The 22,548-nt window shown below is 50.1% G+C and carries 15 protein-coding genes; 8 read left to right on the top strand and 7 right to left on the bottom strand.

Annotated features, from left to right (window positions below; translation table 11 throughout):
* The first annotated feature begins 2 nt into the window (after positions 1-2).
* Both M0G74_RS05250 and M0G74_RS05245 read left to right on the top strand, forming a co-directional pair.
* Positions 3-941, top strand: coding sequence for an NAD-dependent epimerase/dehydratase family protein (locus M0G74_RS05250; RefSeq protein WP_248215353.1), 939 nt, complete (start codon positions 3-5; stop codon positions 939-941).
* Between the two features lie 137 nt (positions 942-1,078).
* A complete protein-coding gene (locus M0G74_RS05245; protein WP_248215351.1) occupies positions 1,079-1,909 on the top strand; it encodes an alpha/beta hydrolase in 831 nt (276 codons plus the stop codon).
* A 58-nt stretch (positions 1,910-1,967) separates the two neighbouring features.
* Here the strand turns inward: M0G74_RS05245 and M0G74_RS05240 are convergent, their stop codons facing one another.
* The gene (locus tag M0G74_RS05240) at positions 1,968-2,972 is read right to left on the bottom strand and encodes a hypothetical protein (protein WP_248215349.1); all 1,005 of its coding nucleotides are present in this window, start codon (positions 2,970-2,972) and stop codon (positions 1,968-1,970) included.
* Between the two features lie 17 nt (positions 2,973-2,989).
* On the opposite strand from M0G74_RS05240, the gene M0G74_RS05235 reads away from it, so the two are divergent.
* Positions 2,990-3,934, top strand: coding sequence for a tRNA-dihydrouridine synthase (locus M0G74_RS05235; RefSeq protein ID WP_348983698.1), 945 nt, complete (start codon positions 2,990-2,992; stop codon positions 3,932-3,934).
* A 39-nt stretch (positions 3,935-3,973) separates the two neighbouring features.
* Here M0G74_RS05235 and M0G74_RS05230 read toward each other — a convergent pair whose 3' ends face one another.
* Positions 3,974-6,379, bottom strand: a complete 2,406-nt coding sequence (locus M0G74_RS05230; protein ID WP_248215345.1) for a DNA polymerase II — start codon at positions 6,377-6,379, stop codon at positions 3,974-3,976.
* Between the two features lie 303 nt (positions 6,380-6,682).
* A complete protein-coding gene (locus tag M0G74_RS05225) occupies positions 6,683-10,669 on the bottom strand; it encodes a cadherin-like domain-containing protein (RefSeq protein WP_248215344.1) in 3,987 nt (1,328 codons plus the stop codon).
* 951 nt (positions 10,670-11,620) lie between these two features.
* On the opposite strand from M0G74_RS05225, the gene M0G74_RS05220 reads away from it, so the two are divergent.
* Positions 11,621-12,472, top strand: coding sequence for a hypothetical protein (locus M0G74_RS05220; protein ID WP_248215342.1), 852 nt, complete (start codon positions 11,621-11,623; stop codon positions 12,470-12,472).
* A 198-nt stretch (positions 12,473-12,670) separates the two neighbouring features.
* Positions 12,671-13,270, top strand: coding sequence for a hypothetical protein (locus M0G74_RS05215; RefSeq protein WP_248215340.1), 600 nt, complete (start codon positions 12,671-12,673; stop codon positions 13,268-13,270).
* Between the two features lie 30 nt (positions 13,271-13,300).
* Here the strand turns inward: M0G74_RS05215 and M0G74_RS05210 are convergent, their stop codons facing one another.
* The gene (locus tag M0G74_RS05210; protein ID WP_248215339.1) at positions 13,301-14,332 is read right to left on the bottom strand and encodes a hypothetical protein; all 1,032 of its coding nucleotides are present in this window, start codon (positions 14,330-14,332) and stop codon (positions 13,301-13,303) included.
* Between the two features lie 286 nt (positions 14,333-14,618).
* Between M0G74_RS05210 and M0G74_RS05205 the strand changes: the two genes are divergently transcribed.
* Together M0G74_RS05205 and M0G74_RS05200 are read left to right on the top strand one after the other, a co-directional pair.
* Complete coding sequence (locus M0G74_RS05205) at positions 14,619-15,335, top strand: AHH domain-containing protein (RefSeq protein ID WP_248215337.1); 717 nt, start codon at positions 14,619-14,621, stop codon at positions 15,333-15,335.
* Positions 15,332-15,910, top strand: a complete 579-nt coding sequence (locus tag M0G74_RS05200; protein ID WP_248215335.1) for a hypothetical protein — start codon at positions 15,332-15,334, stop codon at positions 15,908-15,910. The genes M0G74_RS05205 and M0G74_RS05200 overlap by 4 nt, the downstream gene beginning before the upstream one ends.
* Before the next feature lie 110 nt (positions 15,911-16,020).
* Here the strand turns inward: M0G74_RS05200 and M0G74_RS05195 are convergent, their stop codons facing one another.
* Together M0G74_RS05195 and M0G74_RS05190 are read right to left on the bottom strand one after the other, a co-directional pair.
* Positions 16,021-16,659 carry a hypothetical protein gene (locus M0G74_RS05195; protein ID WP_248215333.1) on the bottom strand — a complete coding sequence of 213 codons (639 nt, stop codon included), beginning with the start codon at positions 16,657-16,659 and terminating at the stop codon, positions 16,021-16,023.
* A gap of 146 nt (positions 16,660-16,805) precedes the next feature.
* Complete coding sequence (locus M0G74_RS05190; RefSeq protein ID WP_248215331.1) at positions 16,806-17,798, bottom strand: competence protein CoiA family protein; 993 nt, start codon at positions 17,796-17,798, stop codon at positions 16,806-16,808.
* A 306-nt stretch (positions 17,799-18,104) separates the two neighbouring features.
* On the opposite strand from M0G74_RS05190, the gene M0G74_RS05185 reads away from it, so the two are divergent.
* Complete coding sequence (locus M0G74_RS05185; protein ID WP_248215329.1) at positions 18,105-19,034, top strand: DUF5655 domain-containing protein; 930 nt, start codon at positions 18,105-18,107, stop codon at positions 19,032-19,034.
* Between the two features lie 495 nt (positions 19,035-19,529).
* Here the strand turns inward: M0G74_RS05185 and M0G74_RS05180 are convergent, their stop codons facing one another.
* A complete protein-coding gene (locus M0G74_RS05180; protein WP_348983697.1) occupies positions 19,530-22,403 on the bottom strand; it encodes a DNA methyltransferase in 2,874 nt (957 codons plus the stop codon).
* Between the last annotated feature and the right edge of the window lie 145 nt (positions 22,404-22,548).

The following is a 22,548-nucleotide window of genomic DNA, read 5'->3' as shown; positions in this document are numbered from 1 at the left end:
AGATGCAAACAATACTGGGCGCGAGCGGGCAAATCGGGCATGAATTGGCCCTACACCTGAAGCGTGACTTCACCAGCGATATCCGCCTGGTGAGCCGCCGACCACAAAAGATCAATGAAACGGATGAGTTACTCAGCGCGGATTTACTGGATGCCGAGCAGACCCTGCGGGCCGTCGAGGATTCAGAGATTGTCTACCTGACCGCGGGGCTACCCATGGATACCCAGCTCTGGGTGGAACAGTGGCCCATCCTGATGCGCAATGTGATTGATGCCTGCGCGGCGCATAATGCCAAGCTGGTGTACTTCGACAACACCTATATGTATCCGCAGACGGACCAGCCGCAAACGGAAGACTGTCCGTTTGAACCGAATGGAGCGAAAGGCAAGGTCCGGGGTGAAATCGCCAAGGCGCTGCTCAATGCTATGGAGCGAGGCCGCGTACAGGCAATGATTTGCCGGGCACCGGAGTTCTATGGGCCTCGAAAGACGCAAAGCATTACCAATGCGACCGTCATAGACAACCTGTTAGCCGGCAAATCCGCAAAGGTGTTTCTCCGTGACGATGTGCTGCGGACGCTCATCTACACCCCCGATGCCAGCCGCGCCATGGCCCTGCTCGGCAACACACCCGATGCCTATGTGCAAACCTGGCACCTGCCCTGCGACGACGACAGATTGACTTACCGGCAGTTCATTGAACTTGCCGCAGAAGTGTTTGGTGTCGAAGGAAACTACGCAGTGTTAAAACGCTGGCAGCTCTGGTTGGCAGGATTGGTCAACAAAACCGTGCGGGACGCGGCGGAACTGCTGCCGCGCTACAAAGTCGACAACATCTTCGTCTCCGACAAGTTCAAAGCGCGCTTCCCCGATTTTCAGGTCACCACCTTTCGGCAGGGCCTGAGCACGATTGTTGATGAGCGGGCCGGCGCTTCAGATTGACGTTTATCTACCCCTCTCCACACCCTTGTTAGCTTGAGCTTAAAGCCCGGTTTAATCCTACACTGGGAAGCGGCAGTTTTAAGCATTCAGTGCAACGAGAAGACAGGCGTTCAATCGAGCCTAAAGGAGAAAGCGACATGGGATTTGTCACAACCAAGGATGGCGTGGAGATTTTCTACAAGGACTGGGGACCGAAAGACGCACAGGTCGTCTATTTTCACCACGGCTGGCCACTCAGCTCCGACGACTGGGACGCCCAGATGTTGTTTTTTGTGGAGAAGGGCTTTCGGGTAGTGGCACATGACCGACGCGGCCACGGGAGATCGACCCAGGTCTGGGATGGGCATGATATGGACCATTATGCCGATGACGCGGCAGCCGTGGTGAAACATCTCGACCTGAAAGATGCCGTGCACGTCGGTCATTCCACGGGCGGTGGCGAAGTCGTTCACTACATCGCGCGACACGGGGAGGATCGAGTCTCCAAGGCTGTCATCATCGCGGCGGTGCCGCCAATCATGGTGAAAACCGAAAACAATCCTGGCGGCCTCCCAAAAGAGGTCTTCGACGATCTGCAAGCCCAGCTCTTCGCCAACCGCGCGCAGTTCTATTACGATATTCCCGCTGGCCCCTTCTATGGCTTCAATCGCCCGAATGCAAAACCTTCCGACGGCATTATCTGGAACTGGTGGCGTCAGGGCATGATGGGTGGCGCCAAGGCACACTACGACGGTATCGTCGCCTTTTCACAGACTGACTTTACTGAAGACCTCAAGAAAATCACTATTCCAGTTCTGGTGATGCACGGTGACGATGATCAGATTGTTCCCTATGAGGATTCTGGCCCGCTGTCTGCCAAGCTGCTGCAGAACGGTACTCTGAAAACCTATTCCGGCTTTTCCCACGGCATGCCTACCGTCAATGCCGAGACAATCAATGCGGACCTACTGGCGTTTATTCAGGGTTAAAATAAAAAGCGGATGCCAGCCCAAAGCATGACTGGCATCCGCTTATCCTACCGATTACTCACTCCTGCAACATGGCACTCAACGGTTTGGGTACGTATAGAGCGCTTTGAAAATCAGGCACGTACTCATACTTCACGACCGATCCCAAATCCAGTGTTTTGATATAGCGAGAGAGACTACCGTCTGTCAGTGTCAGGTTTACCGCCTCATCACTGGTGCTGGATGCATAACTGAGCTGGCGAGACACCGAATAGCCGTATATCAAGCTCCCCTTCTCGTCGATATTCGTAAAGCTATTGGTGACCATGGCGACATCGCTTGAAAGGTCTTTTAGCTTTGCCCCTTCAAAAACAACATCAACCTCACCCGTTTCACGATCAATCACTTCAAACGTCAAGGATTCATCACCTTCTCGATAGTTGATGTCGGTCAGCCATTTCGGAAGATTGTAGCCCACTACCCCCCTGACCCTGGCCAGCTCCGTATCCACAGGAAGCTTCAACACATAGCCCCAAAAACTTTTCGATCTCGTTTGTCCCAGCATAGTGAAGGGCCCTAGGTTTGACCCTCCGGGCTTGTTCGTAATAATCGATAGCGCGATTTCGTTGTAGCTGTCATTGTCGCAATAGTGGTAAGCATAAGCGGTCAACGCGACTAGCCCCCTATTCGGCCAAATCTGAATTGGCTGAACCTGTTCCAGCACTTCGCTGGGCATCAACTCTCTCAACCCGCTCAGGTCTGCGGTAAAGACCGCAGTGATCCTACTGTTTTCGTAATAGAAGTTTGGCGAGTAGGACTCAAACCCAATATCGACTTTTGTCTTCTCAAGCGTTTTAAACCAGCTCAAGTCGGTTTCAGGCGATTCAGCGGCAACAACGGATAGCGGGGGGTTGGAGCGATAACGGTCATACAGCCCGCCTTTGACTAAAGGTACTTCATGACCGGCAATATTAATAATGGTGCTATCAGGCCGCTCAGTTTCGCCGACGTCTTGCGCATGGGCAGCTCCCGTAATTGCACCCAAGAATACCGCGGCAAGCAGTGTCATATTTCTAACTTTCATACTCGGCATACTCTTCAATTGTCTGGTCGGGGAACCTTAAGATTGAATCCACGTTTAAGGTCAAGCATCCAGGCGAACTTGACATTGAATCTGGCTTAAAGGTTAGGGTTCACGCACAACCACAGGAGGTAATGACCCCGGAAGTGATTGATGACGTGACCGAGCGATTTATCCGGACGGCACAGCTTGCGGAGCAGGCTGGGTTTACCGGGGTACAAATTCATGCGGCACACGGCTATCTGCTGAGTCAGTATCTTTCGCCGCTCACGAATAAAAGAACGGATATGTGGGGCGGCTCTCTGAAAAACCGAGCCCGCCTACTGCTGGATATTGTCAGAGGCGTTCGCGCCGCGGTATCCCCCAGGTTTGCCGTTGCGGTAAAGATCAACTCCGCGGATTTCCAGCGCGGCGGATTCATCACTGATGACGCGCGGCAAGTGGTGGAGATGCTGAATGAACTGCAGGTCGACCTGGTTGAACTGTCGGGCGGAAGCTACGAAGCACCGGCCATGCATGGACGCTCCCGGGATGATCGCACCCTCTCCCGTGAAGCCTATTTCCTGGAGTTCGCCCGTGATATTCAGTCCGTCGCCAGGATGCCCATCATGGTTACCGGGGGCATACGCCGGAAACCGGTGGCGGAACAGGTAATTGATAGTGGCATGGACATGGTGGGTATTGGTACCGCCCTTGCCATAGACCCGAATCTACCTCGAGATTGGATGCAGGGGAAAAGCAGCGCACCGGAACTGTTGCCGATCAACTGGGCCAACAAACCACTGGCTTCTCTGGCCTATATGGCCGTGGTCAAATATCAGCTCCAGAAGCACAGTGTAAATCGCAGTCCCGATCCCGAAGTTTCTCACTTGTGGGCGCTGATCCGGCAACAAATCCGCAATGCAATTCTTGCCCGGAAATACCGGCGTCGAATGGTTGGAAGAGCAATAAAATTTCGAGACTAAAGCGCTGTAGTGATGCGCATTTTCATGGCATGCGGATGTTCAATCGCTCACCCCGAACAGGCCCAGCTGGCCATCCACCAGACTATCAAAATCCAGGTCTATGAAGGGCAATATGGCATCGGCCACCGGCTTGAGCTGTTTGTCGATGTAGTGCTGGTAATCGATCGGCGACTGGAGGTAATCCACCGGCTCCGGGCCATTGAGGGTAATTACGTAGTGAATCCAACCCTTGTTCTGATATTTGGGTGAAAGTCCCTGCTGGCGGCGGTTTTCGTCGGCCAGGCGCGCGGCGCGCACCTGGGGCGGTATGTTTTTTACGTATTGCTCCAGCTTGCGCCGGAGCCGCTTGCGGTAGACCAGCTGCTCATCCATCTCCCCTGCCCGGGTTTTCTCCACCGTCTCGCGGATATAGTCGGATGGATCTTCACTCTTGAACACCATCCCGTAGAGTTGGGTCTGGAACTGCTTGGCCAGGGCGGTCCAGTCGCTGCGCACCGTTTCCAGGCCCTTGAATACCAGCTTTTCCTCATCGCCGTTCACCACGAGGCCCGCATAGCGTTTCTTGGAGCCGGCCTCCGAGCCACGAATGGTGGGCATCAAAAAGCGCTGGTAGTGGGTTTCGAATTCCAGCTCCAGTTCGCACTCCAACGCCAGCTCGTCTTTGAGCTTGTTCTGCCAGCGCGTGTTTATCTCGCTGGCCAGATTCTTGCCGATGGCATCGGCCTCTTCCGGGCTGGGTTGGCCGCTCAGCCAGACAAAGGTGGAATCGGTATCGCCGTAGATAACCTGATGTCCCAGCTCTTCAATCCAGCGGGCCGTCTGCTGCATGATCTCGTGACCGCGCAGGGTGATGGAGCTGGCCAGGCGCGTGTCGTAAAAACGGCAGCCGCCACTTCCGAGCACCCCGTAAAAGGAATTCATGATGATCTTGATGGCCTGGGAGCGCGCTGCATCCTGCTCTTGCTTGGCGATGTCGCGCTGGGCCCAGAGATTGGTAATGATGTCCGGCAGGAAATGCTTGTCGCGGGAAAAGCGCGCGCCGCGAAAACCGGGGATGCTGTTGTCATCCGGCCGGCCCTCGGTCGTATCCTCTTCCGATCCCTCTTTCGCCTCTTCAGCCAGTCCCTCAATCAACCCCATCGGATCGATCTTGAAGGTACGGATAATGCTGGGATACAGGCTCTTGAAATCCAGCACCAGCACGTTGTCGTACAGGCCCGGTCGGGAATCCATCACATAGCCGCCCGGGCTGGCCAGGCCGCCGTCGGCCGGCAGGTTGGGCGCAACATAGCGGCTGCGGTGCAGCCTGGGCAGGTAGAGGTTGGTAAACGCCGCCACCGAACCGCCGCTGCGGTCGAGTTCAAGACCGGTGAGCTGGGCCCGCAGGCGCAGGTAATCCAGCAAGCGGGTGTGCTGGAAGATATCCCAGACCAGGCGGCAGTCTTCCAGGTTGTAGGCCGCCAGCTTGGGTTTGTTATGGCGAAAGTCGTGTTCAATCGCCACCAGGCGGTTGTCCACGTCTTCGGTGTCCTTGCCCCTGCCCAGTAAGGTCTGTGACACAAACTCCAGGCTGAAGCTTTCAAAGCTGTAGGTGGCGTTCTTCAGCCCATCGATGCCGTCCAGCACCACCCGGCCCGGCAGCGTCACGAAGCCCTGGTTGCCTTCCCGGCCATCCCGCCAGCGGGCATCGGTGCCACCGCGCCCCAGCTTCAGGCGCAGGCCGTAGCGGGCGGCCCTTTTCAGAAGCAGCCGGAAATCAAAGTCCACCACGGACCAGCCAATGATGATGTCCGGGTCCAGGGACTGGACCCTGGCCTCCAGCGCCTCCAGCAGAGTCCGTTCGTCATCCACCCAATGGATGCTGGTGTCGGCGGCCTCCGGTTTGCCCTCCGTTAACCCCACCATTAGCACCTCCTCCACGCCATGCCCGTAGAGACCGACGGAATACAGCTCACCCTGGCCGGAGCACTCCACGTCCAGAGACACCACCTTGAAATCCGGCTGCACCTCGGCGCCCTTGAGGCGCACCTGTCGGTATTCCGTATAACCCTCTTTGGCCCGGGCCACGCCTTCAAAGTAGAGGCCTCCTCGGGCAAAGCGCTCCATCAGGTAGCGGTCGTGAAGACGAAAGTCCGCTTCAAACACCTTGATGCCGCGTGCTTGCAACTGGGTCTGGGCCCGGCGATGGGCGTCGATGGTGGGGAAATACAGCATGGCCGCTTCCTCGCGACCAAAGGTCTGGAAGCCCAGCTGCTGCCATTCGTAGGGAACCCCGGCCAGCGCCTCGGTCACTTGGGCGTGGTCCGCCACCTTCACCATAAAGACCGGGCGCTCACCTTCGATGACCAGCTTGACCGGGCCCTCGGACGTGGCCAGCCAGTAGTGGATGCAGGTGCTGCCGCGCTGGTCAAAGCTGTGGCGGCTTAGGAGGAATCCTTGAGGCAAGAGGTAGTACTTCGTTGAGGCTTCGGTTAGAGATTGGCGCCATTCTACTGGATAAATACACAGACACCAGTAGTCACCATAGCTAGATGCCAGGGCTCTGACAGCCAGCATAGGCTATGCCTATACCCCCATCAATCCGACTCACGCAAGGAAAATAAATACAGTAAATAAGTCCTGTGTTAAGGATAGGCCGCAACCACTTCCTGGTTTAACGCGGTATTGCAGGTAATGAGAACTGGGTGATTTCGCCTCAAAAGACAAAGGGCCACTAGGGCCCTTTGTCGGAATGGTTAAGCTTGTACATCAACGAGTTATGTTGATGGCGCCTTGTACCGTAGTCCAAAACAACTCACGGACGCCGTCACCATTGGTATCGACCAGTTTCATGCTGCCAGGCGTGGACGTATCACTTAACTTCAGGGACTCAGAGATGATCTTGCCGCTACTCGGATCCGCCTCAATGAAGAAGTGATCATAGTATTCACCACCGAACTGGACGTTCAACATAATATTATTAGCAGAATCCCCGTAATCCTGCATTTGCATAGAAAGGATTTCAATATCTGGGAAGGACGCAACGCTTCGCAGTGTAAAGTCCGAGTTCAGCAGCAGCAGCCAAGTATCCCCTGCACTACCATTGGTCAGGGCAAGCACGATTTCATTATTACTGTCGCCATCCACATCGCCAGTGGTAACGCCGACCATATTAAGCCGATCAAAATAGAGGCCAAAGTACTCACTACGCTTCGCTTCCGGAATATCATTCAGTGAGAAAGTCCGCGTAATGGAAGCAGAACCTTCCCCAGGAGTGATCAAGTTCAAACTCTGCGGTGTGTAGCTGACAATCTCTGTGGCATTGGTGCCATCGAAATCAACTACTTCAAGGCCTACACCACCGGCGTTTTCCAGGTGCCAAAGTTGCTGAAAGGTTTCACTATCAAAGGCGTAGACGGAGCCCAGCTCAGTCGTCAACACCATTGCAGTATTGGAAGTAGATGCCAGTTTTGCGTGAGCAACCGCTACAACCTTACCGTCCAGTTCTGAGCCGGTCCAGACGAAGGACTCCGAGAAGAAATCATAAATTCTCGGTACCGAGTCCTCGGCATAAAGCAATTGGCTAGTACCGTCGTCCCCCAAATCGGTAATACCCCCAGAAAACGCGGAAGACCTGTGGAGTCTCGGTATTCCGGCTTCCCAAGTCATCTCTCCATTACCGGGGTTCATAAGCCCAAGATAAAAAGCTTCACTACCGAAATCCACTTGGCCCATGGCCGCCAGCTTTACGCCTTCACCATTGAAGTTTACCGTGTGCAGGTTCGACAATTTGCTCGTCAGGTAATTCGGCTGTGGCGTGGTCCATTCCAGCTCAACATTACCGTCACCGGAGATATCCGAGTAAGTCTTGGCATGCCCTCTGTCTCTAAAGAAAAACTCAAGCTCAGGATCATCATCGAGATTGACAATAGCCATCCCTTCACCCCATGCACTAGAGCGCGAGCTGTTCCAGTGCGGAACTAATTGCGGAGACGCTTCGGCATCAAACGAATACAGTTGACCTCTTCCGACACCATTCTCAGTGGTTAAAATTTCTGATTTACCATCGCCATCTGTATCGAAGGCGAATATGTTGGTCGTATAAACCGGGTTTTGCACTTTTACACCCTGCGCAACGGCATCAAACAGGGTGAGATAGTGGGAGCTACCGATTTCTGGATTTTTTAAGGCGCCGATAATTTCGCCAATTCCATCGCCATCAACATCGGCAATTTCAATATCGTGATCATACGACTGCTCATTGAACCCGCGAGTGTAGTGCCACTCCAACTCATAGCCTTCGCCGTTGAGGCCGAAGAGATAGCCATTGTCTGTAGCAATCTCGAGTGTTGGGTCTTCATCAACATTGCCAGTGTCCAGGTTAACCCCAAGCGGTAACGAAGGAGACTGCCATACTAGAGAAAAATCTGATGCCTTGAGTATGGTTAAGCGCTGCTCACTAGAATTGTAAGAGCCAAGCATGTCGACCAACACCACTATCTCTAACTGCCCGTCATTGTCCAGGTCCGCAGTGCGAATGGCGACTACTTTGTGTCCTTCGACGGTCGCCACCTGCCTCGCTTTTTGATCACCATCGAACATATACAGGTTGGTCATTTTCTGCGTTTGGCTTGTGTACGCATCTAAGCCGACCAGTATTTCATCAGCGGAGTCGTCATCCAGATTCGCAGCGACTGCACTGGTAATTCGAAGATTTTTTTCAGTAAAGGCGAAGGGGTACGCCCAGGTTATGCCATAGCCTGTACCATCAAATGCAGTTGCGTAGAGCCGGTTTCGTGTATGACTAATCATTGATTCCGGCGTACCATCACCATCCAGGTCGGCAGTCACTCTCGGGTTTGGCGTGCTTATTCCACCAGAGAGAGGCCATTGGCGGTCGCTATCTACAATCGTGATCGCTCCGCTAACCGGGTGCTGTTCCTCACCCTGTTGGACTGAAATCTCCCAGTACGCATCCATCTGAGTATCAAACATCGGGCCAGTCGGTGTCCAAGTAACTGCACCGGACTCGTCTCTAACCATACCATTAGGACGGGCGAGAAAATTCCAGGTAAAAGGATCATTGTCCGCATCTTCGATCAGAACCTGGAAATTGGCCGCCTCACCATACGCCGCAGTCTCTGGCATATTGAGCACAGTAATTTCCAGCGGACTGTTTTGGATTACCGTATCCTCAGACTTGCTCACCATGAGCTCGCCATCACTCACGATTACGGTGACCATTACTTGATCGTCTTTGGAAAAGTGAGTAGACGGCAAAGTCGCTGAGTCTAATGACTCAATTTCCTCACCGTTAACAAACCATTGATAGTGATTGGTAAGAGCCTGTCCATCAACGTCCGAAGCTTCAACAACAGCACGCAAGTCCGTGTTTGTGTAGGCGGGCAAATCAGTCAGAGTGACACTGCTGAGAACGGGAGGCGAGTTCACTACCTCGACAGTAACTTCCATTCGCTCGGAGGTGGACTCACCATCACTTGCGGTCAGGGCAAACACCAGGTTGCCAAATACATACGGGCTATTAAAAGTGGGTTCTGCAGCGGTGCTATCGCTCAAGGTGACCGGCTCACCAGAAACTTGTACCCACTTATAAGTCAGTGCATCTCCATCAAGGTCGGTTGCACTTCCCTTCAGAGTTACAGCACGGTTGGTTTGAACACTGCCCTCTGAAGAGGCTGAGACTTCAGGCTTACGATTGCCGATGGTTATCTCAGCGCTGCCGGTAGCTTCCCAATTACCGTCAAAGACCGTAGCCGTAACCTCCACCGTGTCACCCTTGACGTAGTGACTGCTGTCTAGCGTGTCGGCAGATTGCTCGTCGAGCAGCTCGCCATTCACACGCCACGAGTAGCTTAGGGTTAAACCGTCTCCATCCGCGTCGCTCGCTTCCAGAATGGCGCTAAGTGTCGTATCGGTATAAGCCATTTCGGGTAAAAGGCTGAGACCATCGACCCTAGGTGCGTTTTCAACCTTAACAGTAACGGTAACGGGCTCGGATTGATCTTCTTCATCGGTAGCCGTTAGCGAAAATATCAATTCGCCGGCCTCATCAGGTGCAATGAAACCAGATTCCGCTGTAGCCGTATCGCTGAGTTCTACCGGATCACCGGATACTTGATTCCACTCGTAACTAACCTCATCTTCATCAGCGTCACTTGCACTACCGTACAAAGTAACCGCACTTCCTGTTTTCACCAGGCTCTCGGCCTTTGCCGTCGGCTGAGGAGCACTGTTCAAGATAAGGGTACTGGCACGCTGCACTGCGGTGCTAGCGCCGTCGCTCACAGTCACCTCTACCGAGACTGTATCTCCTTTGACGAAGTGCTGCGCATCAAGTGTCGCGCCCGTTTCGCCTTCTATGCTTGCTCCGTTGACCAGCCATACATACTCCTCATCCAGCTGAGTACCATCTGGATCATTGGCATCCAATGCAGTAACCAGCGTCGTTTCAGTGGTCGCCATTTCCGGAGTGATAGAAAAACCATTGATGACTGGTGGTTGGTTCGAATCACTTCCAGACGAGCTGCTGCTTCCCCCACTACTACTACCACTGCTACTACTACCACCGCTACTACTGCTACTACTGCTACTACTGCTACTACCTCCGGAGGAATTCCCCCCACCGGAATTACCACCGGAAGAGCCGCCTCCACAGGCAGTAAGCGAAATTGCGATAAATAGAGACCCTAGAATATTCAGTCCCCGAAGGCGGTAAGCCTTTCCTTTCGTTGCCATGTATCCTTTCCTTGTCACCGCTCGTTAAATACATATCGAGCTGTGTTACTTCGAACAAATTAATATTTCAGATCAAGTTACTTTGAGCATGTTATTTTTCATGCGTTTATTATTTGGCGCGATTCTCTCCTATTAAAAGGAGCGGAACAAGTTACAAGAACTCCAATATCGGTGACATGGAACACCATTAATGATGTTTTTTCGTTTGAAACGTAAAAGCTGACCGAAGCCAGCCTCACAAATTGCACGTTAGTGCCATTTAAATTAGAAAATCAATTCAATATTTAATCCGTTGAAAGCAGATTCCGAGTAATTGCAGATCACCAGTGATCTGTTCCAACCCCGATATCGCACTAATTTGGAATTATCCGATGATATTGAATAGCCGAGGGGGATATCACTACACAAAACGTCCAGCGTTTTAAAGCCATTTACGCCGAGGCTCAGATCGCTCCGGCCTCACTGAAAATTGAAAGTGGCAGGATGGGCGCGGATGCAGCGCCTGCCCTTCCCGCCCTTCCCCTCATAATTAACCTGGAACTGGTGCTGTATACCTCGGCCGAGCTTCGGGATTTAAATCAAAAAAGAAAGGCTGCAATACACATTTCTGCACCGCTTTATTCAAAGACCTCCTCACAGAATTCAACCAGATAAGATTGCGATTCGATGAGAACTTGGTGAGCACATTTCAACTAGACGAATAAAACTTGGGTCTTAGTACTTTTTTGACGCTAGCCCCCAAAAAAGCCAATCCTCAATATTTGACTCTGACCCGAATTATTCTGGTACGCATGATACCCGTGATGTCACGGCGCAATTCGTCACGGAGTTGACAAGCGACCCTTGAATGAACGGTCAAGCTGAGAGAATATGACCGCGCCCGAATGAGGAGTGTTCGCGCCGCCGAACAGTAAACATCGGCAACCTAATAACAGCCAGGGAGGCAAGACAGTGACTCTCCATCTCCAAGTTACCAAGCAAACCTTCGCCAACCGCATGCGCGATGTCTGGAAGGACTGGAACCGCCCCGGAGGAAGCCGGACAACCCGTCGGCGGCAGTCGATCGAGCAGGCGATTCGCGGCATGACGACCTTCATGCCCACGCCGGCAGTATCCCACAACAATCTGGGCCCGGGCCTATGCGGCTCCTTCAGCTGGGGCAGCTGGCGCTTGAGGCTGAACGCCAACTACACCAACAACGCCAATCTGATCTACGAGGACTTCATCGAGCTGTGCGCGACGATCTACCATGAGACCCGTCACAGCGAGCAGTTTTTCCGTATCTCGCAGGGTCTCGCGGGCGGCGAAATCGAGTTCCCCGACCAGAGCTCGAGCTCCAAGATAAACGCCCACACCAGTGTCAATGGTATGGGCACGGTCCAGGATCGAATTCGGATGTTCCAGGACGTCAGCCAGGGCACTGACGTGACCGCAACGCCCCAGATGATTTCCAGATGGCTCAGCGTGCCACTGAACGTGTCCAATCAGGCCTCCCAGAACGCGCGCAACAACTTCCGGACCTTCTGCGGGACGGCCCGCCCGATCTGGTTCAAGCGTACCACCATCAAACTCGAGGTCGAGGAGTGGATGCGGGAGTGCTACAAGACCACCCTCTCCGGGGTCGGCAACTTCGCTCAGAGCGATCACTCGCCATGGAATTTCTACGCCAACCAACCCACCGAGCGTGACGCGCACGGCATCGAAGACGACGTGACCGGGCTAATCGAAACCGCCGTCGGCGTCCGCGTCGACCAATACGGCAACCGGCGCCGCAGCAGCAGCAAGTTCAACCACCTCGTGTAGAAGACCGCAGCCAGGATTTCCGAGCCGAATAAATAGGGCCAGTTCAACATTATCGAGTTCATGTTATTGAGCTTATGCGATACAAAAATATTGATCTGGCCCCATTTATTTCAACTGAGAAAAATGGATCATTTCATATTCATCTCAAATCAGACGGATAGAATAAGCTCTTCAGCGATTGGATGAGGATATAAGGACATGTCTATTAACGAACACGCGACCAAGGAACAGGTAAGTCGACTGGTGAACACCGCTCTGGCAGCGATTAAAAACAAGGATAAAAATCCGAACTGGAATCAGACTCTGAATCAGACCATGGATCAACTCGCCTTGATCAGCCGGAACCTGAACACCGCCAAACATGGCGTACAGCACTTTGGCAGAGTGATGGCGACCGAGGCCCATGGACACAACGCCTACCGAGCCAATCAATCCGTAAACTCAAAGCTAGGGACACTCTCATCGCTTGAAGCCTTCCTCGCTAAGGAATGGAAAAAAATTGGTGATGCGATTAAGGCGGATATGCGAAAGCTACCAACGGAAGGAAAGACCGAATTGGAACTCCTGGATATGCTTGCGGGAGAAGTTGAGTCATTCGATAAGTTACTCAAGCAAAACGTCAGCCAGGTTTCAAAGCACCAGTCCAACCCTCATCAAACGATGATCATTCAAAGAGAAATCACCCAATTAAAAGCAATGCCTACTCTTACGGCGCCAAGCATGCTTATTCTCATTTCCATAGGCATTCGGCTATTTGCGATGTTCGTCGGAGCCAAAAGCGTGAACAGCAGTAAATAGTCGCGATTTCTCTCTATTTATTAGACAGGATCAATCGATCTGGCGGCGCGCCTCATTAGACCGGTGGGTGAGCGGCTCACGCACCCGGCTTACTTGATCGCGCTTGTCCGTTTTCTTTTTGGACTTCTTTTCCTTTTTCTTTTTCTTTGGTTGTTCGCTCTTTGGTTTCTCGCTCTCAGATTCCTCGTTCTTTGGTTGCTTGCCCTTCCGGGGCGGAGCTGGCTTCGCGGCAGTATTGCGCCGATCTTTAGGCGCATTGCGCTGGGGCTGGCCGCGCTGGGTTTGCGGTTTGGGCCTGTCGCTTACCGTCCGGCGATCAGTTGCCGGACGCTCTACTGCAGGAACAACTCTTGGGACGCGATTGCCGGTGGGCTTGTCCGCAACTTTGACTACCCGCTCGTCCCGACTTGGGTTCTGACGTGGATTCGGACGTTCATTACGGCGATCCTCTCTCCGTTTATCTAGGCTCCGGTTATCTAGGCTCCGGTTATCTAGGCTCCGGTTATCCACCTGAGACGCCCGCCCCTTTGACTCGGCTGCACCAGCAAATCCATGTTCGCCGCCCCGGCCACGATCCTGGCCCTGCCCACGACGATCATGTCGATACCCGTTGTTTTCATCCCGGTCCCGCTGGTTGTAACCGTCGTCATGATCGTTCCGGCGCAGAGGTCTGTAGTCGTGTCCTCCGGCATAGCGCTGACCGTGGCGGCGCAAGCGCGTATGCCAGCGATCATTGAAGTTTGCCGAGATATAGAAATTGGGGGCCGGATACCAACGGCCACCCCAGTGACTGGCACTGATCCAGTGGTCCTGATACCAACGATAGTAACGCCCCTGTCGATAGAAAACGTCGCTGCGGTCGTAGAATACGTAAACGCCGAGGGTATCGTCGTAGTAGCGATAGCCGGGATCGGTGATCACGGAATAGGAGTAAACCGGAGGAGCCTTGCGGACATAGGTGCTCCCGCCGATTACCGGCGGAGCTGCTGGGTAGGTGACACAGCCACCGAGCGTCAAGGTGATGGTGAGAGCGGCGAGTAATCGGTATGGAAGCTGGCGCATGGTGCGTTTTCCTTGGATTCACACCTGCTTTTTAACCCGGCACAACTGAATCGCCCCTGAATTCACCCGTAAAAGAACAGAGAACAACCAATACCGAGGAATGAACACAACCACATAAAATCAGTTACCGTCCAGAAAGCTCGATTCTTGAGTTATATTCCGGCGACTACCTCTATGTTCCGTGGATGTTCAATCTGTCAGTTAGCTGCGGTAGCCGAAACATTGACTCCGCCGGAGAGAAACTTGAGAATCCCACTAATAGCAACGGAATGCATAGGTAGATCATATGCCAAAACAAGACAGAGCTCCGGGCGCCCCTCCTGTCGCGCCCTCACCGCTGGAATTAGCGATCTATGAGCTAGAGCAAAAAGCGAATAATTACCACCAGAAAAAGGCAGCGTGTGCACCTGCCAACGAGACCCAAGAACAAGCAGACGAAAGAGAGCTTGCAAGAAAAAAAGACTGGGATCACCTGCAGCAGCAGAAACGTCATGTAGAGGTGCTCGCGGATTTACAGGCCAAACTGGATGCCTATCGCGCAGCGAACAAATCGAAATCCCCTAATGAACTTCTCAAAGAGAAGCACCACCCCACTAAACTTCTGGGTAATCACTTGACCGCGGTTAATGAACCAAAGCCGAGTGAACACCATGACGCACACCACATTATTATGGGCATCGGCCGACATCAGAAACCCCGTATGTTGCGGGCTCGCCTCAACTTGCACCTTCATGGGATTGGCATTAATGACCCGCAAAATGGAGCGTGGCTGCCGAGAAAATACGAGCACAAAGGTCACTGGGCTTGCCCTCAAGCCCCCGCACACAAAGAGATCCACCGCTACAACTATGAAACATGGATTAGCGACCTCTTCTCTCTACCCGGCTTGACTGAACTGACCGTCACTAGCCGCCTCAGAGAGGTCAAAACAATGCTCAAGTTTGGCGGTTACCCCGAAAAGATTACTATGCCGAAAGACTGCGAATGGACGGCAGAAGCATGAATACCGTATATCAATTAAAGCAAATGCCGGAAAAATTCATGGGGCTGCAACTGGATGTTGTCAGTTTGGCAGAGCAGCTTGGAGATATGGAGCTGCTAGATAAATTGATGCAATACCCCGCATCAAATGAGCCACTCTCCCCTATCTGGAAAGACTCAGTAACAAGTGAGTTTCAGCCACTTTCCCCCAATGGCACTGAAATTCCGGACATTTCGCTCTGGGATGCGACGTGTATGGTTCTGAATGAAAAAGCCTATGGTGCATTAAAGCGATATTTAGAGCAGGAGGGAGAGTTCCTACCCGTCACTGCGAACGAACAAAAAATGTACATCTTCAACTGCCTGGAATTTGGCAAAGAAGACACGGCAAATACCGTGAAGAAATATGTGAATGGTACTGACTTTGGGCTGGAGCATCTTTCCTTTGACGAAGCGGACGCGGCACAGCGCTTTGTCTTTAAATCAGAAATGAAAGGTTGTAATACACTTTACTGCACTTCTTCTTTCAAAGCGCTTCTAAAAGAATTTAACCTCGAAGGTTTGCGATTCGATGAGGATTTGGTGAGCCCATTTTAAGTGGACGCCGATAGGTCGTACTCAGAGTGGGTGGCTAACGGTATGCATCGGAAAATAACTCGGCGCCAATAATTTACTTTGACCCCAATTATTCCGTAACCCCCCACCTCTCACGCGCTATGCGCCGCTAGGAATGCATCCACCCTGGAAATCAATTTCTGGAGGGGACCCAATCGAGATGGGGCGAGCATTTCAACAACTTGCTTTTTAGACATATACCTCTCAACTTGTATTTTTTGGCCGTTAAGATCATAAACCCTGAACTCACCAGACTCATCTAGGCCGATGTGCTTCAAAGCTTTCAACAGGCTAATTCTTTCACGCTGGAGTACACGTGCCTCACGATTTTCTAGCCTAATCTTTCGATAATCTTTAGCGGAGTTAACCCCACAACGTGAAAAATCTTCCATCAACTTCTCAGCTTTACCTTTCGATTTATCACCTCGCTTTATATTCAAAAGAGGATGGCCTTTGGCCGTAAGTTTTATGATATAAAACTCCTCTGCATCCGAGACCGCATCCTCTTCGAACCGATCCAACTCTTCGAGATCCCAGTTCTCAGCCAATTCTCTAATACGCACGTGGTATGGGTACTCTGAGCCAGTATTAACGTTACTTTTATGTGCGACTCTTCTTTTCTCAAGATTTTTTGTTCTACCGACATAAAAGTACTCGGTATCAGGCGACCTCAAGAGCCAATCTTCCTGGCTATTAAATACTTCTGTACATAGTGCGTATATATATTGCATGGGAAATAAATTCCATTTTTAGCATTAACAATATCCACCACAAAGGTCTATGAACAAACCTTAAGGCAACCAGATCCATCCATTCACCTTTGATATTGTTCGTAACTGTGGATGACCTAACGAACGGGATCACTTCGAATTTTACTTTATGGAACGTAAAGATTTCGCCTAACCACTTTCATGAATTCCGATGTCGCAGAGGCACCGCTTCGTAGATTAATGTGACCTTTACCACTATATGTATGATGAGACAGTGGCATACCCTCAAATGGAGCTCCATCGAAAAGATACAGGTGGTTATCACCCTGAATTACATTGCAGTTTGCACATGTATTTGCCCAGTATGACCCACCCCATTGCTTTGAATACCTGCGTTTGATTGTTTTCGGCTTAGGATCGGATGGTTCAGTTTGACAGAACGGCACCCCCCGCCACCAGAACACAGGAATTTCCATGTTACATTTAAAGCATGTTTCAATATCTGCAATATAAGTAGAACTATTCGCATCTTTTAACGGTGAGTAAACATTGCGATCGATATCAAATCTGTCAGCCACCTCAACTATTTGCTTAACATGTGTTTGGCAGCTATTACAACAGGACTCTTTTATCGCCGCCTGCGTCGGAACCCAGAGGTATGGATTATCAATGGCGGCTTCCGCCGTGATTTCTATCCAGTGGATTGGCAAGCTGACTGACTTTTCAGAGCCAACTTTATGCGTATTGAAAACTTCAATTGCCAATCTTGGTGTTTCATCCCGGTATGCTATTACATCGCATACGTAGTCGCCCGCTTTAACTTCAACGGCTGCTTTTGAGAACGTTCCTGGTGGCAATTCTTTCAACAAATCACTGGAGCAGTTAGCACAGCTGGTTTTCAGGGAAATAGTCTTCTGGCCTCGTGCATTTTCCATAATTGCATGATGAATCATTCGTTTTGCGGTTATATGCAAAATTGATTCAAGGCTGCAGTTAGATTCTGGAGGGTGAGCAAAGTGTTTTGTCCGTACATCACCAGAGCGATGTATGAGCAGTTCCAAACAATTTGGACATTTGTATTGACTACCTGTTTTCGCGAACTCGGCGGGAACCAGTTCACCGGACTCATCTACTCCATATGGAATTTTGAAGCGTTCCATTTCTTCTCCTGACTTTATTTCTCACCTTGCAGCCAACCAAGCAATCCATATAAGTAACCAGATGGATTGGCACCTCTGTATTGAAGCTCAATGGAGTGTATGTCAGTCAACCTGAATCGCAGATTAACCACACCAGAACAAATAATAGCCAAACCGACGTTTTAGCAGCCGTTTATCTCACTAAGATAAATACCGGAAAGCCGATTTCCCCCTTCTCTATCCTGAATTTTATCTACCAGCTCCTCGTATGGTACGTGGCGCAACCTACTGATAAAGTATCGGGCACAGTAGAAGGACACACCGAGAATGAGCGACATTAAGCTATTTTCCCTAAGCGCAGACGCAGCTAGTGAATTACCTGGAACTGCTGCAGCACTCGAACGAGACCTGCAAAACCAGATTGAAGCTCACATGCTAGGATTTCTTGGTGTTCACTTTTTAGCCAGCGAGTATGGCACAGGCAAAACTCACAAGGGGCGTATCGATTCTCTGGGGCTTGATGAGAATGGCTGCCCGGTAATCATCGAATACAAGCGCAGTAAGAATGAGAACGTTATTAACCAGGGGCTCTTCTATTTAGACTGGCTTCTGGACCATCAGGCTGAATTTAAATGGCTGGTAATGGAAAAGCTAGGCAAAGACCAGGCCGAAAGTATTGAGTGGAGTGGAACCAGGCTTATCTGCATAGCCTCTGACTTCAATCGATTTGACGAGCATGCGGTGCAACAGATCAACCGCAATATCGAACTCATGCGTTATCGCTACTTCGGTAAAGACCTCTTGCTACTTGAATTAATCAACGCCCATAGCGCAACTCAATCAGTCTCTACTACCCCACCAGTCCAAGCAGAATTGCCACCCAAAACACGTAGTAACGACAAGAGCCAAGCAGACCGCTTAGCAGAAGCACCACAGAGCCTGAAGAACCTGTACGATGAAATTTGCCAGTTTACAGAGCAATTGGGCGATGAAGTGCAACGAAAAGAGCTTAAGTTATATACCGCATTCAAGCGAATTAAGAACTTTGCATCGTTTTTGATCGTCCATGGAAACAATGATCCGCGTCTGGTGATTTACCTCAAGCTACCTGGCGTGGAAGCAGAAAACTACCCGAATGCGCGTAACGTCACCGAAATTGGTCACTGGGGGACAGGGGATTTTGAGCTCGTCATCAGAGATCCATCCGATTTGGACGTTGCACAAGAGCTCATAACGAAAAGTTATGAGCGTAGTTAATGCCCTCAAAAACGCCAGGAATTTTGAAATTTAGAGTCAGAGTAAATTTTTCGTCCAACCCAAAAGGTTTGGATAGTTACAAAATATACTCTGGCTTCGACTATCTCGATGCTATATCTTGAGGAAACTTCACGCAATTAAATCCCGGGTACATCTTGCCGGTCACAGGGTTCAATTTTGGACTGAAAATTCCTTTGCTCTTGACAAAATCTGAGTAATCCACACCAACATCCTCAACACGCTCTCCAAAAAGCACTCGAAGATTTCCCCCGGTAACGGATCTAACCTTTTCACCCCATACGTCATCCGCCTCAAGATCCACGCCGTCGACGATCCCAAGGACCTGAAAGCCGTGCTCCACTCGACGCTCTTTGGATATCACATAGACAACGTCGTTTAAGTCAATTTGGTGGTAATCATTCCAGCCATGCTGTTTAGGGGATAGATCAAAAAACGCTCCGGTAGCAATTGGGTGACCCCATTTATTTACCCCATTTATTGAGATCTTGATTGGTTTAGTCCGAAAAGCTTTTCTAAAATCTCTTCGTCCGCCAAACTTCTAGACCAACCGTAAGCATCAGCCACAGCGTCATCGAGCTGTTTGTGCGCATTTTTAAGCCAAGTTGGCATATCATTATAAAGATTGGTAAGAGTACGTTTTTTTAGGGCTTTCTCAGCAGCCTTATTGACTGGAATTATTCTTTCGGGAAAGCCTTCGACAACTTCAGGAATCCTCTTTATAGAATCTTCTGGATTTAGCCAGCTCTCCCTAAGCTCATTCAGTTTTTTTGCAGCCTCAGCTATTGCCACCGCCTTTGGATTGCCATCAACTGTCACATCAACATTTGGCTCCATTCCCTTAGGAAAAGGAAAGGTTTCAAAACAGGATGTCGGCGTATATCGAGGATCGTTACCCTTTCCCAGCCACGTACAAAGCCTTAAAGTCCACAGTGTATGAAACTTGCTATGTAGAATACCAAAAGTTAGATCATCGTCTTTGCAAACTGCAACACAAGCACTATCGGGGATGACACTAGAATGTCGCCAGACAAATAGCCTATACTTTGAGACACGTGGAGTTACTATATAACGAGTTAGTTTGGATAACTTCTCCCTCATTTTCTTTTGAGGCTCTTGATACCTCCACCAAATTTCACGGTAAGCCTTCCTCCTTAAGTGATCTCGTTTCGGCTTAACATGTTGCAACACATGCTCAAAAGGAGCCTCATATAATGAAGCCCACTCAAGTGTCCCATCCGGCTTAAAATCAATTATCCACTGTCCTGACGTTCTTCTGGTTATATCCATTCCATTAGTCCAAGGGCGAAGAACATCATTATTTTTTCTACCATTAGGATTTGCGGGCAAGCACAACCACTCTCTAGCCAATTCACCCGATATATTAAAACCGCCATTTTTCATGGTGCCAATAAAGGCAACATCTTTATTTGTCTTTAACTTTCCTGACTTTGTTAAGTCTTCCCCTAGATCTGCCGATGTAAGATCGGAATATACTTTAGATACAGAACTCCCAGACAATCTAACAGGAAGCATTGTGGTGCGGGAAAACGATATCATTGAAACTCGGACAGCAGCACCTTCGTTTACCCACGGCTCATCTGGCCATGCATCATAGATGTGAAAATCTTTGGAGATCTCATCCAACACAAACCTATTCATCCCTCCTCGTATTGAATTAGTAGATACCAACCCACATCTTTCAAGATCTCCATTTTTTATATAATCAAGAGCTTTGGCAAACCAAAAACAAACAAAGTCGGATCCACCAGGTGCCCTACCTTCATATAACTTCCTTATTTTAAATGTGTACTCTTCGCCTAGTTCCGCAATCATCTTGCGATCACCAATAAATGGGGGATTTCCCACTACTACCGTAGCCTTTGGCCACACGTATTCTGTACCGTCCTCATTAATCAATGCATCATGACAAACAATATTCTCTAATTTCTTTAATACAGGATTTCCAGGAAAGGTAAAGCCATGTTTTTTTATCCATTGAATTTCACCGATCCATACACTGACTCTGGCAAGCTCAGCAGCATATGAGTTAACCTCAACCCCATAAATATTAGCTGGACTTATTTCGGGAATTGATTGGGTGAGCTTAAAAGCAGCCTCACCATAAATATTTAACTTTTGCTCGAAATCTTTAAGAACTTTAAGAGACAAATACAGAAAGTTACCTGAGCCGCAAGCTGGATCAAGAACCTTAAAGGACTTAATTTTTGCCTTGAACAAATTATATACTTTTTGCGCTCTATTCCTAGCGGCAGTCGCTTGCCTAGCATTTTGAGTTAAGTCCTTCTTAGTTGTCTTTTCATCAGGCTTTAAGGCTTCATACTGCTCGGCCTTTTTAAGCTCCTCATTTATTTTATTTTTTACTTTATCCCATTCTCGCTCAAGTGGCTCCACAATGACCGGATTGATAATTTTCATTATCATGTCACGGTCCGTGTAATGCGCGCCTAGTTGACTTTGCTTTGAAGGATCGAGTCCCCTTTCAAACAAAGTGCCCATAATTGACGGATCAATATCACTCCAATCCTTGCGCGCTGCTTCATAAACCATCTTTATCTCATTTGGCGTAAGCTCTAGCGCGACATCATCATCAAACAAACCGCCATTAAACCAAAGTATATCTTCTGGCCCCCACGCACCACCGACTCTCATTATTGCAAACAGAGACGATAGTTTACGCTGTAAATCGTCCGAATTCTTAAGGGCACGCTCTAGAAGATCAGTAAAAACCCCCTTAGGTAGAAGCTCTATGTCCTCTGCGAACATGCAAAATATCATACGATTAACGAAATGAGCTACCACATGTGGTTCGTTTCCACGTTGTCTAAGCTCTTCAGAAATAGCTGCAAACTTACCCGCTACTTCTTCTGTCAATTGTTGGCGGGATTTAGCGGGCTTTAACTTTTCGGGCGAGTGAAATGCAAACCTAAGAAGATTTAACGTGTCTGGATCAGACAGATCTTCAAGGGCCACCTTATGCACTTCACTGACAAAATCATTCCAGTTTGTATGAATGATAAATTGATCGGTATCGCATACTATGAGAAGAGGTGGATTTGCTAAAGCAGGGGCATATTGTTGGAGCTGTGCGTAAGCTTTCTGTAAGTCTTTATGTTTACCCTTATATTCAAAAGCAAAATGCCCTTTTTTCCAAACATCGGCAAACCCATTCGATCCCGTAGTCTTCTGTGCTCCATACTCGAACGTAAACCACTCTCCCTCTGGATCAGCCTCGGCAGGCGTCGGATGTTCGAGAAGACGGCACAGATCGATAAAATGTTCTTGAGCAGCAGCACGCTCCTTTAGCTTTGACTTCTTCCATTTATCAATAAATTGGAGCGGTGTTAAATCTCAGTGTTACCCACAGAAAGTAGACACCCTGTATAGTTAGGTTTCGGCCTAACACGGAGGTGTATCATGGGTAAGAAGAAGGTTGCGGCATATACGGAGGAGTTCCGCCGGGAGGCGGTTCGTC

Source organism: Microbulbifer sp. CAU 1566 (assembly GCF_023156515.1).
Classification (GTDB): Bacteria; Pseudomonadota; Gammaproteobacteria; order Pseudomonadales; family Cellvibrionaceae; genus Microbulbifer.
The sequence above is the reverse complement of the archived record's forward strand: the minus strand, read 5'-3'. Positions and strand labels throughout refer to the sequence as shown.